The sequence below is a fragment of the Pseudarthrobacter sp. LMD1-1-1.1 genome, from assembly GCF_040676255.1.
Lineage (GTDB): Bacteria > Actinomycetota > Actinomycetes > Actinomycetales > Micrococcaceae > Arthrobacter.
Genome location: NZ_JBEGHP010000024.1, coordinates 300487 through 314969, shown reverse-complemented (window position 1 = coordinate 314969; position 14483 = coordinate 300487). Strand labels below are relative to the sequence as shown.

At 66.8% G+C, this 14483-nt stretch carries 13 protein-coding genes; 5 read left to right on the top strand and 8 right to left on the bottom strand.

Annotated elements, in window-relative coordinates; translation table 11 throughout:
- The first annotated feature begins 14 nt into the window (after positions 1-14).
- The 5 genes from dnaK (at position 15) to MRBLMD1_RS17870 (ending at position 4767) form a co-directional block, all read left to right on the top strand.
- Positions 15-1883, top strand: coding sequence for a molecular chaperone DnaK (gene dnaK, locus MRBLMD1_RS17890; protein ID WP_364402074.1), 1869 nt, complete (start codon positions 15-17; stop codon positions 1881-1883).
- 3 nt (positions 1884-1886) lie between these two features.
- Positions 1887-2588 (top strand): nucleotide exchange factor GrpE, encoded by a 702-nt coding sequence (locus tag MRBLMD1_RS17885; protein WP_364402071.1) that lies wholly within the window; start codon positions 1887-1889, stop codon positions 2586-2588.
- A gap of 174 nt (positions 2589-2762) precedes the next feature.
- Positions 2763-3734, top strand: coding sequence for a DnaJ C-terminal domain-containing protein (locus tag MRBLMD1_RS17880; protein ID WP_201302379.1), 972 nt, complete (start codon positions 2763-2765; stop codon positions 3732-3734).
- Between the two features lie 15 nt (positions 3735-3749).
- Positions 3750-4175, top strand: a complete 426-nt coding sequence (locus MRBLMD1_RS17875; protein WP_141159097.1) for a heat shock protein transcriptional repressor HspR — start codon at positions 3750-3752, stop codon at positions 4173-4175.
- 205 nt (positions 4176-4380) lie between these two features.
- A complete protein-coding gene (locus MRBLMD1_RS17870; protein WP_224027230.1) occupies positions 4381-4767 on the top strand; it encodes a hypothetical protein in 387 nt (128 codons plus the stop codon).
- A 72-nt stretch (positions 4768-4839) separates the two neighbouring features.
- On the opposite strand, the gene MRBLMD1_RS17865 is transcribed toward MRBLMD1_RS17870, so the two are convergent.
- The 8 genes from MRBLMD1_RS17865 to MRBLMD1_RS17830 all read right to left on the bottom strand — a co-directional run bounded on the left by MRBLMD1_RS17865 (position 4840) and on the right by MRBLMD1_RS17830 (position 14369).
- Complete coding sequence (locus MRBLMD1_RS17865) at positions 4840-6249, bottom strand: aldehyde dehydrogenase family protein (protein ID WP_364402067.1); 1410 nt, start codon at positions 6247-6249, stop codon at positions 4840-4842.
- Between the two features lie 229 nt (positions 6250-6478).
- Positions 6479-7987, bottom strand: coding sequence for an NAD-dependent succinate-semialdehyde dehydrogenase (locus MRBLMD1_RS17860; protein ID WP_364402064.1), 1509 nt, complete (start codon positions 7985-7987; stop codon positions 6479-6481).
- Between the two features lie 23 nt (positions 7988-8010).
- Positions 8011-8814, bottom strand: coding sequence for an HpcH/HpaI aldolase family protein (locus MRBLMD1_RS17855; RefSeq protein ID WP_364402060.1), 804 nt, complete (start codon positions 8812-8814; stop codon positions 8011-8013).
- Positions 8799-9584 (bottom strand): 2-oxo-hept-4-ene-1,7-dioate hydratase, encoded by a 786-nt coding sequence (hpaH, locus tag MRBLMD1_RS17850; RefSeq protein ID WP_364402057.1) that lies wholly within the window; start codon positions 9582-9584, stop codon positions 8799-8801. The genes MRBLMD1_RS17855 and hpaH overlap by 16 nt, the downstream gene beginning before the upstream one ends.
- 2 nt (positions 9585-9586) lie before the next feature.
- Positions 9587-10666 carry a 3,4-dihydroxyphenylacetate 2,3-dioxygenase gene (hpaD, locus tag MRBLMD1_RS17845; RefSeq protein WP_364402054.1) on the bottom strand — a complete coding sequence of 360 codons (1080 nt, stop codon included), beginning with the start codon at positions 10664-10666 and terminating at the stop codon, positions 9587-9589.
- 55 nt (positions 10667-10721) lie between these two features.
- Entirely contained in the window at positions 10722-12233 is a 1512-nt protein-coding gene (gene hpaE, locus MRBLMD1_RS17840; protein ID WP_364402052.1) for a 5-carboxymethyl-2-hydroxymuconate semialdehyde dehydrogenase, read from the bottom strand.
- 11 nt (positions 12234-12244) lie between these two features.
- On the bottom strand, positions 12245-12910 hold the full coding sequence (locus MRBLMD1_RS17835; protein WP_364402049.1) for a GntR family transcriptional regulator: 666 nt from the start codon (positions 12908-12910) through the stop codon (positions 12245-12247).
- The gene (locus tag MRBLMD1_RS17830) at positions 12903-14369 is read right to left on the bottom strand and encodes a fumarylacetoacetate hydrolase family protein (RefSeq protein WP_364402356.1); all 1467 of its coding nucleotides are present in this window, start codon (positions 14367-14369) and stop codon (positions 12903-12905) included. The genes MRBLMD1_RS17835 and MRBLMD1_RS17830 overlap by 8 nt, the downstream gene beginning before the upstream one ends.
- Between the last annotated feature and the right edge of the window lie 114 nt (positions 14370-14483).

Genomic DNA, 14483 nt, shown 5'->3' with positions numbered 1-14483 from the left:
GAAGGAAGCAACACATGTCACGTGCAGTAGGTATCGACCTCGGAACCACCAACTCCGTCGTCTCCGTTCTCGAAGGTGGCGAGCCCACCGTTATTGCCAACGCCGAGGGTGGCCGCACCACGCCGTCGGTCGTTGCATTCTCCAAGTCCGGAGAGGTCCTGGTTGGCGAGATCGCCAAGCGCCAGGCCGTCAACAACATCGAGCGCACCATCGCTTCGGTCAAGCGCCACATGGGCACCGACTGGAAGGTGGACATCGACGGCAAGAAGTACACCCCGCAGGAAATCTCCGCCCGTATCCTCATGAAGCTGAAGAACGACGCCGAGTCCTACCTGGGTGAAAAGGTCACCGACGCCGTCATCACCGTCCCGGCCTACTTCAACGACGCCGAGCGCCAGGCCACCAAGGAAGCCGGCGAGATCGCAGGCCTGAACGTCCTGCGCATCGTCAACGAGCCCACCGCCGCAGCACTGGCCTACGGCCTGGACAAGGGCAAGGAAGACGAACTCATCCTGGTCTTCGACCTCGGTGGCGGTACCTTCGACGTCTCCCTGCTGGAAGTCGGCAAGGACGAAGACAACTTCTCCACCATCCAGGTCCGCGCCACCGCCGGTGACAACCGCCTGGGCGGCGACGACTGGGACCAGCGCGTCGTTGACTACCTGCTGAACCAGCTCAAGGTCAAGGGTATCGACCTGTCCAAGGACAAGATCGCCCTGCAGCGCCTCCGTGAAGCAGCCGAGCAGGCCAAGAAGGAACTCTCCTCCTCGTCCAGCACCAACGTCTCCCTCCAGTACCTGTCCGTCACCCCCGACGGCCCGGTCCACCTGGACGAGCAGCTGACCCGCGCCAAGTTCCAGGACCTCACCAAGGACCTGCTGGAGCGCACCAAGAAGCCGTTCCACGACGTCATCAAGGAAGCCGGCATCAAGCTTTCCGACATCAACCACATCGTGCTGGTGGGCGGTTCAACCCGTATGCCCGCCGTGTCCGAGCTGGTGAAGGAACTGGCCGGCGGCAAGGAGCCCAACAAGGGCGTCAACCCGGACGAGGTCGTGGCAGTCGGCGCAGCCCTGCAGGCCGGTGTGCTGAAGGGTGAGCGCAAGGACGTCCTCCTGATCGACGTCACCCCGCTGTCCCTCGGCATCGAGACCAAGGGTGGCGTGATGACGCACCTGATCGAGCGCAACACCGCCATCCCCACCAAGCGGTCCGAGACCTTCACCACGGCCGACGACAACCAGCCGTCCGTGGCCATCCAGGTCTTCCAGGGCGAGCGCGAGTTCACCCGGGACAACAAACCGCTGGGCACGTTCGAGCTGACCGGCATCGCGCCAGCGCCGCGCGGCGTTCCCCAGGTTGAGGTCACCTTCGACATCGACGCCAACGGCATCGTCCACGTCTCCGCGAAGGACAAGGGCACCGGCAAGGAACAGTCCATGACCATCACCGGCGGCTCCAGCCTCTCCAAGGAAGACATCGACCGCATGGTCCGTGACGCCGAGGAGCACGCAGCCGAGGACAAGGCCCGCCGCGAGGCGACCGACACCCGCAACACCGCCGAGCAGCTGGCCTACTCCGTGGACAAGCTGATCGCCGACAACGCGGACAAGCTGCCCGAAGAGGTCAAGACCGAGGTCCAGGCCGACGTCGACAGCCTCAAGAAGGCCCTCGAAGGCACCGACGATGCCGCCGTGAAGACCGCGTTCGAGAAGCTGCAGGCTTCCCAGACCAAGCTCGGCGAGGCCATCTACTCCCAGGCAGGTTCCCCGGACGGCGCAGGCGCTCCCGGCGCTGAGGGTGCCGCCGGAGCTTCGGCAGGTTCCTCCGACGAAGACATCGTCGACGCCGAGATCATCGACGAAGACGAAGCGAAGAAGTAAACCATGCCGCACCACGGTAACGAGGAAGAGCACAACGCATCCGCCGGCCAGCAGAACACGCAGGGCAACGGCCAGGAGCCGGTCATCCGGGACCACCGCAAGGTGGACCCGGTGACCGGGCAGGCCCGGCACCCCGAGGGCGGCCAGTCCGCCCCCGGGGCCGGGGCCCAGGCCGGAGTAGCGGATTCCGACGGCGACGCGCTGGCCCAGGCCGAGGAGATTCTCAACGGCGTGGACGTGCCGGCCGAGGAATCCGTGGCCCAGGGGGCTCCGGCAGGGTCCACCGGCAACGCCGAGGCAGCCGAACTGCGCAACGACCTGCTCCGCCTCCAGGCTGAGTACGTCAACTACCGCAAGCGGGTTGAACGCGACCGCGCCGTGGCAGGGGAAATGGCCGTCATCGGCGTCCTGAACTCCCTGCTTCCGGTCCTGGACGACGTCGACGCCGCCCGGCAGCACGGTGACCTGACCGATGGTCCCTTCGCCGCGATCGCCAACAAACTGGAGAACGCGCTGAAGACCTACGGCCTGGTCCGCATCAACGAGACCGGCGTGGAGTTCGATCCCACGATCCACGAGGCCCTGATCCAGCAGCCTGGCGAGGACATCGAGGTTGACACCGTCAGCCAGGTCCTCCGCTCAGGCTACAAATCAGGAGAACGCGTCCTCCGCGCAGCCCAGGTCATCGTCGCGGTCCCTGCGTAGTTCACCCCAACGCCTCCGCGGATGAGGGGGCCCCGCCCCTACGCGTGGCGGCTTGGTCCTGCGGACCTAAGCCGCCACGCTTCGGCAGGCCCGATGCCACTCCCGGGCCCCCTCATCCGCTCCGGCTTAGCGGTAATCTCGCCTTACGCTTTTGTACTTTGAAAGGAAACGCCATTGGCTAGCCAGGATTGGGTGGACAAGGACTTTTACAAGATCCTTGGTGTTGCCAAGGACGCTTCCGAAGCCGATATCAAGAAGGCCTACCGGAAGCTTGCGCGGCAGCACCACCCTGATACGAATGCGGGGAACGCTGCTTCCGAGAAGAAGTTCAAGGACATCTCCGAGGCTTATTCGGTGCTCTCGGATCCCGACGAACGCCAGCAGTACGACGCCATCCGGGCCATGGGCAGCGGTGCCCGCTTTGCTCCGGGCGGTGCCGCGGGCGGCAACGGCGGGTTCGAGGACATGTTCGGCGGCCTGTTCACCGGCAACACCGGACGCCATGCGGGCGGATTCAACCCCGCAGGCGGCGGGATCCCGCCCGAGTTCGCTGACCTCTTCGGCGGCTTCGGCGGCGCACCCGGCTTCCAGCGCACCCCGCAAAAGGGTGCCGACCGTACGGCCTCCACCAGCATTTCCTTCGCCGGGTCCATCCGCGGCACCACCATTGGCCTGCGCGAGCCCAGCGGGGAGGTCATCGACGTCCGTGTCCCGGCAGGCATCAAGGACGGGCAGAAGGTCCGTGTCCGCGGCAAGGGCCAGCCCGGTGCGGCCGGCAACGGCGATCTGGTGGTGTCCGTTTCCGTCCAGCCCCACGCCTTTTACACGCGCGACGGCGACAACCTCCGCATCCACGTACCCGTCACCTTCCCGGAGGCTGCGTTGGGAGCGGACATCGAGGTTCCCACCATCGACGGCGAGAAGGTCAAGGTGCGCGTTCCGGCGGGCACGCCGTCGGGCCGTACCCTGCGGGTCAAGGGCAAAGGCGTGAAGACGTCCAAGGCCACGGGCGACCTCCTGGTGACCATCGACGTCGCGGTTCCCAAGAATCTCAACAAGGATGCCGAAGCTGCGGTCAAGGCGTTCGCCGAGGCCACGTCGTCGGCGGATGTCCGTGAGGGCCTGGCAGCCAAGGCCCGGCTCTAGGAGCGGAGGTGAGCCGTGGACATCAGTGCTGACCAGCCGATCTTCGTGATCTCCGTGGCTGCCGAACTGGCGGACATGCACCCGCAGACCCTGCGGCAGTACGACAGGCTCGGCATCGTCAAGCCCAGCCGTGCCCCTGGCAAGTCCCGGCGCTACTCGCAGCGTGACGTGAACATGCTGCGCGAAGTGCAGCGGCTGTCCCACGAGGGTGTGTCGCTGGAGGGGATCAAGCGCATCCTGGAACTCGAAAACCAGGTGGCCGCGCTGCAAAGCCGGATCTCGGAACTCACCGAGGAACTGGGCCGCCGTCCGCGGGCGGTGGATTCACGGATCTTCGCCGCCGGCGCCGCCGGTGACGTGGTGAGCCTGGCGCGGGGGCAGCGGCCCCGGCCGAGGTCCCAGGCCATGGTGGTCTGGCGGCCGCGGGCCATCGGGCAGTAGAAGCCGGCCAGCAGGGCCCGGCAGGTACCGCCTTCCGGCGTTCCGCGAAATTAGAGTACCCACTACTCGTGACGGAAAAGCCCCCTGAAACTTGAATGGAACCATCGCCGGATCAGCGGCGATGGTTCCGCAAGTTCTGGGGGTTTTCCGTGTTTGAAGTTCTCAGCAAAGCTCTTAACAGCAAGGCCCGGCCGTGAGCCCGGGAATGGAAGCCGTGGCTGCCTTCAGCGGCTCCATGCCGGGCCAGGTCCTGCTGGCCATCGGCCAAACCATCGTGGTGGTCTGCGTCTGCTTCGACATGGTCCGCGAGTTGTCCGTCCCGAGGTCACACCGGCGCTTCGTGGCCAGCACCGTCTTCCGGACCTTGGCCATTCCCTCGGTCATGGCCAACGCCCTGACCGTCTTCATCGCCCTGGTGAGGTCGTCCTGGGTCGATGTGGTGATGGGCATGTTCGTGCTGGTGGCCATCGTCTTCCGCTTCCACCACAACAAGGACGAGGACAACTGGTGGAAGGGCAAGGGCAAGAAGCTCGCCCGCTGGGCCCGCCGGCAGTTCGCCGGCCGGACGTCCACCGCACCGGCCATGGGCTAGCAACACCGGCAAACAGTACAGCGGGGTCCTGCATGCGGGTTGCATGCGGGACCCCCGCCGTTGAAGTCTCGATCAGCCGTTGATGACCTGGGGGACGCCGAGCGCTTTGAGGCCTTCGACGCCGAACTCCACGCCGTAACCGGACTGCTTGGCTCCGCCGAACGGGATGCGGGGGTCAACGGCGCCGTGCCGGTTGATCCACACCGTTCCAGCCTGGATCCGGGCTGCGACCTCGCGGGCGGCCTTCAGGTCCGGGGACCAGACGGAGGCGCCGAGTCCGACATCGAGGCCGTTTGCCTTCTCCACTGCTTCATCGATGGTGCTGTAGCGGATGATCGGCAGGGCCGGGCCGAACTGTTCCTCTGCCACCAGCGGGTTGTCGTTGTCGATGTCCGCCACGAGGGTGGTGGGGTAAAAGTAGCCGGGCTGGTCAGTGTCCGGGTTACCGCCGAGCAGGACGCGTGCGCCCGAAGCCTTCGCTGCCTCGACCAGGTTCGCCACGACGTCGTACTGGGCCTTGTTCTGCAGCGGGCCCAGCACGTTGTTCTCGTCCAGACCGTTGCCCATTGGCATCGCCTTCGCAACCGCTACAAGTTCTTCGCACACGGCGTTGTAGATGCTGTCGTGGACGTAGAGGCGCTTGAGCGCGGCGCAGGTCTGGCCAGTGTTGAGGAACGCACCCCAGAAAACGTCCTGGGCGATGGCCTTGGGGTCGGCGTCCGGCAGGACGATGCCGGCGTCGTTGCCGCCCAGTTCCAGGGTGAGCCGCTTGACGGTGTCCGCGGAGGACTTGATGATGGCGCGGCCGCCGGCGGTGGAACCGGTGAACATGATCTTGCCGATCGCCGGGTGGTCGGTGAGGCGGGCGCCGACCTCGCGGCCGCAGGACACCACTGACAAGATGCCCTCCGGGAGCTCCTCGTTGAGGACCCTGACCAGGGCCAGGACGGAGAGCGGGGTGTTGCCGGAGGGCTTGACCACCACGGCGTTGCCCATCCGCAGGGCGGGGGCGAGCTGCCAGACGGCGATCATCATGGGCCAGTTCCAGGGGCCGATCGCGCCGACGACGCCGATGGGCCGGTAGTGCAGCTCGGCTCGGGTCTCGCCGTCGTCCACGATGGTTTCCGGCTCCAGCGGCAGGCCGGCGGTGGCGCGGAGCCACGCGACGCAGGCGCCGACTTCGAAGCGGGCGTTGGGGCCGTTGAGGGGTTTGCCCTGCTCGCGGGAGAGCAGTTGGGCGAGTTCCTCGGCGGAGCGCTCGACGGCGTCGGCTGCTTTGAGGAGCGCGGCGGACCTTGCGTCGTGGCCCAGGGCAGCCCAGGTGGGCTGGGCGGCGACGGCGGCGGACACGGCGCCTTCAAGGTAGTCGAGATCGTGGATGGGGGCTTCGCCCACGGCTTCACCGGTGGCAGGGTCAAAGATGGTCCGGCCGGTGCCGGCGGCGGGGGCAATGGACGCGAGAAGCGCATCATAGGTTTCCAAGGGATACTCCACTTCGAGTAGGCAAGGACGCCAGCCGGTCGGCGTAGCGGGTTACTCCCAGTGTGGGCTGGACCCTGCTCCAGGCTCTTGTCTTTGTGCGCAGGACTGTTGTGCTGGAGCGAACGCCGGCGGGTGTGTGTCACGCTGGCCCACTTTTGAACGGTTAACGATGGCGGGACCCCGGGTTTCCGGAGTCCCGCAATCGTTAACTGGGCCAGTTTGGGCAGTCCTATTGGGCCGCGTAGGGGTCGGCGATGCCGATGTATTGGGTGGTGGTGTATTCGGCGATGCCTTCGGAGCCGCCTTCGCGGCCGAGGCCTGATTGTTTGACGCCGCCGAAGGGTGCTGCGGCGTTGGAGATGACGCCGGCGTTGAACCCGACCATGCCGAACTCGATCTGTTCGGCGACGTGGAGGAGCCGGTTGAAGTCCTTGCTGTAGAGGTAGGAAGCCAGGCCGTACTCGGTGTTATTGGCGAGTTCGATGGCTTCTTGCTCGGTTTTAAAGGTGGTGATGGGGGCGACGGGTCCGAAGATTTCCTGGCCCAGGATCGCGGCGTTGTTGGGCACGTTGGCCAGGACGGTGGGCTGGTAGAAGTAGCCGGGCCCGTCCACGGGCGCGCCGCCGGTGACGGCCACCGCCCCGGCCTCCACGGCCGCTGATACCAGGGTGTGGACGTCGTCGCGGGCGCCGGCGTCGATCAGCGGACCGACTTTACTGTCCGGGTCGGTGCCGCGGCCGGTGGTCAGGGCGCCCATGGCGGCGGCGAACTTGCGGGTGAATTCCTGCGCCACGGTTTCGTGGACGAGGAAGCGGTTGGCGGCGGTGCAGGCCTCGCCCATGTTCCGCATCTTCGCCGCCATCGCCCCGTCGACCGCGGCGTCGAGGTCGGCGTCCTCGAAGACGATGAAGGGGGCGTTCCCGCCGAGTTCCATGGAGGTGCGGAGGACGTTCTGGGCGGCGTCGGCCATGAGGCGTTTGCCGACCGGGGTGGAGCCGGTGAAGGAGACCTTCCGGAGCCGGGAGTCTTTGAGCAGCGGCCCGGAAATCCCGGACGCAGAGGAGGACGAAACCACATTTAGCACTCCGGCGGGGAGGCTGGCGTCGAGCATGGTCTGCGCGAAGTACTGCGCCGTGAGCGGGGTGAGTTTGGCGGGTTTGAGGACCATGGTGCAGCCGGCGGCGACGGCCGGGGCGACCTTGCGGGTGGCCATCGCGAGCGGGAAGTTCCAGGGGGTGATGAGCAGGCAGGGTCCGACGGGCTTGTGCTGGACCAGGATCTTGTTCTTGCCCTCGGGCGTGGTGAGGTAGCGGCCGTAGTCGCGGACGGTTTCCTCGGCGAACCAGCGCAGGAACTCCGCCCCGTAGGTCACTTCCCCGCGGGCCTCGGCCAGGGGTTTACCCATCTCCAGGGTCATCAGCAGGGCGAAGTCCTCCGACCGTTCGGTGACCAGGTCGAAGGCGCGGCGCAGGATCTCCGACCGCACCCGCGGCGCAGTCCGTGCCCACGACGCCTGGGCCGCGTCGGCCGCGTCCAAAGCCGCGACTGCATCGGCGCTGGTGGCGGAGGCGAGGGTGGCGAGCACCTCCCCGGTGGCCGGATCGTGCACGTCGAACGTGCCGCCGTCGGACGCGTCCACCCACTCACCATCGATCAAAAGACCAGTGGGCACGGAGGCAAGGAGCGTGGCTTCGCGCTCCGGTGTGAGGGCAGGGGGCAGCTCGGAAGTAACTGTCATGGGAAGTCCTTAGGAAGGGAAGGTCAGTAGCTGGCGGGGGTGCCGCCGCCAGCGGGTTTGATGTACTTTGCGGCGAGGGCTTCGGAGCCGCGGGCCAGGATGGCGACGTCGGCGCCCACCAGGATGAAGCCGGCGCCGTTCGCGAGGTAGTGCTTGGCGGTGTCCGGGTGGAAGGCGTTCACCCCGGCGGGCTTCCCGGCCGCTGCGGCAGCTGACAGGCAATGGTCGACGGCGGCGCGCACCTCGGGGTGTTCCTGCTGTCCCAGCAGGCCCATGGAGGCGGCGAGGTCTGACGGGCCGATGAAGACAGCATCCACGCCGTCCACCTTGAGGATGTCCTTCACCGCCGCCACGGCGGCGGTGGATTCGATCTGGACGGTGACGCTGATGGTCTCGTTGGCGCGGGCGAGGTAGTCGGGGACCCGGTTCCAGCGGGCGGCACGGGCCAGGGCCGAACCCACGCCGCGGACGCCCTGGGGCGGGTAGCGGGTGGCGGCCACCGCGGCCGCGGCTTCAGCCACGGAGTTGACCATGGGGATCAGCAGGTTCTGCACGCCGAGGTCCAGGTACTGCTTGATCACCACGGTGTCATTGACCGGCGGCCGGACCATGGTGTGGACCGGGTAGCCGTGGATTGCCTGGAGCTGGGCGAGGATGGACTCGAGCCCGTTGGGGCTGTGTTCGGCGTCCACCAGCAGCCAGTCCAGGCCCGATCCCGCGCACAGTTCGGCGACCAGCGGGCTGCCGGAGCAGACCCACATCCCGGCGAGAGGGCGGTCCGCCTGGGCCAAGGCGTCCCGGAAGGTGTCCTCTACTCGAAACGGCATGTCACGCTCCCCAGGGGGCCATAGTCGGCGTGGACGGTATCGCCCTTGTAGACCCACATGGGCCGGGTAAAGGACCCGGCCAGGATGATGTCGCCGGCCTTCAGGGCGTCGCCGTGGGCGGCGATCTTGTTGGCCAGCCAGTGGACCCCGTTGGCAGGGTGGTCCAGGACCCCGGCGGCCACACCGGTTTCCTCCACAGTCTGGTTCTTGTACAGGATGGCGGAGACCCAACGGAGGTCCACGGCGTCCGGCTTGACCGGGTTGCCGCCGATCACCATGGCGCCCATCGCGGCGTTGTCGGAGATGGTGTCCACGATGGTCCGGCCCTCCATCTCGATCCTGGAGTCCAGGATTTCGAGGGCCGGAACCACGTAGTCGGTGGCCTTCAGGACATCGAAGATGGTGACGCCCGGGCCCTTCAGCCCGTCCTTCAGGACGAACGCCAGCTCCACCTCCACCCGCGGGTGCGTGTACTTGTCCCACGCCACGGAGCAGCCGGTGTCCAGCACCATGTCGTCGAAGATGGCGCCGTAGTCCGGCTCGGTGATGCCCGTGGCGGCCTGCATGGCCTTTGACGTGAGGCCGATCTTGCGCCCCACCAGGGTCCGGCCGGCGTCCTCGTTGCGGCGGCGCCACAGCTGCTGCACGGCGTAGGAGTCCTCCACCGTCATTTCCGGGTAGCGGGCCGTCAAACGGGGAACAGGGGTGCGGGTCCGGCCGGCTTCCACCAGCTCGTCCGCGATGGCCTCAATCGTCTTTGGCTCCAGCATGGTTAGACCTGGACTCCCAGCTTGAAGCCCTCAGCGGCTTCACCTTCCGGCTTGCGGGTGTAGGAGAAGCCGTCGGCGCCCACGGTCACGGCCATCTCCGACTTTTCCTCGCGGACGATGACCGGCTGCGGGTTGCCGTCCAAGTCCAGGACCAGGGAGGCTTCGGTGTACCAGGACGGGACCACGGGGTTGCCCCACCAGTCGCGGCGCTGGTTGTCGTGGACGTCCCAGGTGATGGTGGGGTTGTCCGGGTCGCCGGTGTAGTAGTCCTGGGTGTAGATCTCAATGCGGTGCCCGTCCGGGTCCAGGATGTAGAGGTAGAAAGCGTTGGAGACGCCGTGCCGGCCGGGGCCGCGTTCGATCCGGTCGCTGATGCGCAGGGCGCCCATCTTGTCGCAGATCTGGATGATGTTGTGCTTCTCGTGCGTGGCGAACGCGACGTGGTGCATGCGCGGGCCGTTGCCGCCGGTGAGGGCGGTGTCGTGCACGGTCTGCTTGCGGTGCATCCACGCGGCGTACGTGACGCCGTCGGAATCCTTGATGTCCTCGGAGACGCGGAAGCCCAGATCCTCCAGGTACTTGCGGCCCTTGGGGACGTCCGGGGTGACCTGGTTGAAGTGGTCAAGGCGGACCAGCTCGCCGGCGGAGTAGAGGTCGTAGCGCTGGGTGAGGCGTTCCACGTGCTCCACCTCGTAGAAGAACTCGTAAGGGAAGCCCAACGGGTCCTCCACGCGGACCGAGTCGCCGACGCCCTTGGTGAAGCCTTCCTTGCGGCGTTCCACCCGGCAGCCGAGTTCCTTGTAGTAGGCCTCTGCGGCGTCCACCTCGGCGGGGGACTTCACCCGGTAGGCGAAAGCGGCGACGGCGGCCACCGGTCCCTTGCGCAGCACCAGGTTGTGGTGGATGAACTCCTCCAGGGAGCGCAGGTAGATGTTGTTTTCGTCTTCTTCGGTGACGTGCAGGCCCAGGACGTCCACGTAGAACTCGCGGGACTTGGCGAGGTCCGTGACCACGATTTCCATGTAGGCGCAGCGGACGATGTCCGGTGCCGGGACGGTGGGGGTGGGGACGAAGTTGGTCATTGGATTCTCTCTTCTTTGAAAGGGGGCGTGGAAAGTACGACGGCGGCCGGCTGGCTTAGGCGCCGAATTTGGGGGTGTGGACGGTGCCGAGCGTGATGTGCACGGCCTGCTGGTCGGTGTAGAAGTCGATGGAGCGGTAGCCGCCCTCGTGGCCCAGGCCCGAGGCCTTGACGCCGCCGAACGGGGTGCGCAGGTCGCGGACGTTGTGGCTGTTCAGCCACACCATGCCGGCCTCGACGTTCTGGGAGAAGTTGTGGGCCCGGGTGAGGTTCTGGGTCCAGATGTAGGCGGCCAGGCCGTACTTGGTGTTGTTCGCCAGGGCGAGGGCCTCGTCGTCGTTCTCGAACGGGGTGATGGCCACGACCGGTCCGAAGATCTCCTCCTGGAAGATCCGGGCGTCGGGTGCGACGTCGGCAAACACCGTGGGGGCGATGTAGTTGCCTTCGGGCAGGTGGCCGGGGCGGCCGCCGCCGGCCAGGAGCCGGCCCTCGGACTTGCCGATCTCCACGTAGGAGGCAACCTTCTCGTAGTGCTCGGGGTGGACCAGGGCGCCCACCTGGGTCTTGGGATCGTGGGGATCGCCGACCACGATGTTCTTGGCCCGGGCGGCGTACTTTTCGCAGAATTCGTCGTAGATGGCGCGCTCAACAAGGATGCGGGAGCCGGCGGTGCACCGTTCGCCGTTGAGGGAGAAGACGCCGAACAGGGCGGAATCGATGGCGGCGTCCAGGTCCGCGTCGGCAAATACGACGCAGGGGGACTTGCCGCCGAGTTCCATGGAGAGGCCCTTGAGGTTGGCGGCGGCGTTGCGGAAGATCGTCTGGCCGGTGGTGGTCTCGCCGGTGAAGGAGATCAGCGGGACGTCCGGGTGCTTGACCAGGGCGTCGCCGGCTTCCTCGCCCAGGCCGTTGACCAGGTTGAAGACGCCATCGGGCAGGCCGGCGTCCTTGAAGATGGTGGCCCACAGGGAAGCGGAGAGCGGGGTGAACTCGGCCGGCTTGAGGACCACGGTGTTGCCGGTGGCCAGGGCCGGGGCCAGCTTCCAGGATTCGAGCATGAACGGGGTGTTCCACGGGGTGATCAGGCCGGCCACGCCGATCGGCTTGCGGTTCACGTAGTTGATCTGCGAGCCGGGGACCTTCATGGCGTCGTCGAACTGGGCAACGATGAGGTCCGCGAAGAAGCGGAAGTTCTCGGCGGCGCGGAGGGCTTGGCCCTTGGCCTGGGTGATCGGCAGGCCGGTATCGAAGGTTTCCAGTTCTGCCAGGCGTGCTTCCTGGGCTTCGACGGCGTCGGCGATCTTGTTCAGGACGCGGGCACGCTCCCGCGGTTTCATCTTCGGCCAGGGGCCATTCACGAACGCTTCGCGGGCTGCGGCGACGGCGAGGTCGATGTCTTCCTTCTGGCCGGCGGCTGCGGTGGCGTAGTTCCGGTTGGAGACCGGGTCCAGGACGTCGAAGGTCTTTCCGCCCACGGAATCAACGAATTGGCCGTTGATGTAGTGCTGGATGTGGGTGGGCAGGTCCTCAGGGACGTAGTGCTTGGCGGTTTCTACTGAGGTCGTCATCGTTGAAGTCCTTACTGGTGCTTTGCTTGGGCGAGATATGCGTCAAGGGTTGCCGAGCGGTGGAGCCGGGCGGCTTTTTCGATCTGCTCTGCGTCGGCTCCGTTTTCGATGAGCTTCAGCAGGTTTTCGTGCTCGTCCACGGAATCGCGGGCGCGGCCCGGGACGAAGCGGAACGTGGAGGACCGGATGGCTGCGAGCCGATTCCAGCCGCGGTGCACCAGGTCCAGGATGTGCGGATTGGGGCAGTGCTCGAACAGGACGCTGTGGAAGTCCTGGTTGAGCTGCGTGAACCGGACGGGGTCGAAGTGGTCCAGGCACGTGCGCATCTCTTCGTTCACGGCGCGGGCCCGGGCCACGGCCGCGGGGTCGATCAGCGGGGCGGACAGCGCGGTGGCTGCGCCTTCCACGATGCTGAGGGTCTGCATGGTGTAGAGGTACTCGGTGGGGTCGATGCCGGCCACGGTGGCGCCCACGTTGCGTTCGAAGGTCACCAGGCCTTCGGCTTCGAGCCGGCGGATGGCTTCGCGGACGGGGACCACGCTGAACCCGAGGTCCTTGGCGATAGAGCCGAGGACCAGCCGGTAGCCGGGGGTGTAGGTGCCTTCGACGATCCGGGCCTTGACGGCCTGGTAGGCCTGCTCGGACTTGCTGCCGGTAACCATGGTGGCCTCAGTCATTGTGGTTTCCTGCTTCCCACTCCTGGAACCGGGCCTGCCATTCGGAGTTCATGGGGTAGAGGCCGTCCACGCTGTTGCCCTGCTTGACCATCTCGAAGATGAAGGTTTCTTCCTTCTCCTGCTGGATGCAGTCCGCCACCAGTTCTTCGGCGATGGCCGGCGGGATCACCAGGATGCCGTCGGAATCGGCCACGATGATGTCGCCGGGCTGGACGGTGGCGCCGCCGCAGGCGATGGTGATGTCCGTGTCCCACGGGATGTGGCGGCGGCCCAGCACAGCCGGATGCGGATTGGCGAAGTAGGTGGGCATTTCCAGGTCCGCCACGGCGGAGTAGTCGCGGACGCCGCCGTCGGTGATGATGGCAGCGGCGCCGCGGACCTGGGCGCGGAGGGCCAGGATGTCGCCCACGGTGCCGGTTCCCTTTTCGCCGCGGGCTTCCATGACCAGGATTTCGCCTTCGTTCACGGAGTCGATGGCCTTCTTTTGGGCGTTGAAGCCGCCGCCGTGGGTCTTGAACAGGTCCTCGCGGTTGGGGACGTAGCGCAGGGTGCGGGCCAGTCCCACCACGCGGCGGTCCGGGCGGGTGGCCTGCAGTCCGTCGATGCTGACGTTGTTAAGGCCGCGCTTGCGCATCTGGGAGGACAGGGTGGCGGTGGCGACGGACTCCAGCTTGGCTTTCAGCTCCGGAGTGAGGGCAGGCGCGACGGCGGCAAGCCCCGCGGCTTCACGGGAACCGTAGGCTTCCTCCCGCTGCAGGTCATCGACCTTGGGCCGGGCACCAAAGTCCGCGAACGCCGTCGTGCCTTCCTCAACGGTGGTGACCAGCCGGCCGGTGGACAGGCGGCCGTCCACCGTCTCCACTTCCACTTCCAGCACGTCGCCCGGCTTCGCGACCGAGGCGCCGGCCGGCGTGCCGGTGAGGATGATGTCGCCTTCCTCGAGCGTGAGGAGCTGGGAGAGGTCCGCGACGAGCCGGGCGAACGGGAAGAGCAGGTCCCCGGTGGTGTCGTCCTGGACCAGGACCCCGTTGTGCCAGGTGCGGATCCGCAGTTTGGCGGGGTCGACGGCGTCTGCCGGGAGCAGTGCCGGTCCCATGGGGGTGAACCCGTCGCCGCCCTTGGACCGGAGGTTGGAGCCCTTGTCCGCGTAGCGGAGGTCGTACACGCCGAGGTCGTTGCTGGCGGTGACGGCCGCGACGTGGTTCCAGGCGTCCTCGATGGAAACACGGCGGGCGGCCTTGCCGATCACCAGGGCGATCTCGCCCTCGTAGCCGAGCAGTTCGCAGCCGGCGGGCCGCTCAACGGGGCTTCCGCCCAGGGCCAGAGAGCTGGAAGGCTTGAGGAAGTAGGACGGCTGGGCCGGGGTACGGCCGCGCTGGGCGGCCCGGCTGGGGTAGTTGATGTGCACTGCGATCACCTTGCGTGCTGCCGCCAGGGTGTCGCCGTTGACCTGCTCCAAAGCCTTCTCCTCATCAGGTACGAAATCGTATACGATCACTATCACCCATCCGGTGCGGGTCGTCAACCCCTTGGTTTTCCGGGCTTTTGACGAGTTGCCCGATGGCACTTGTAG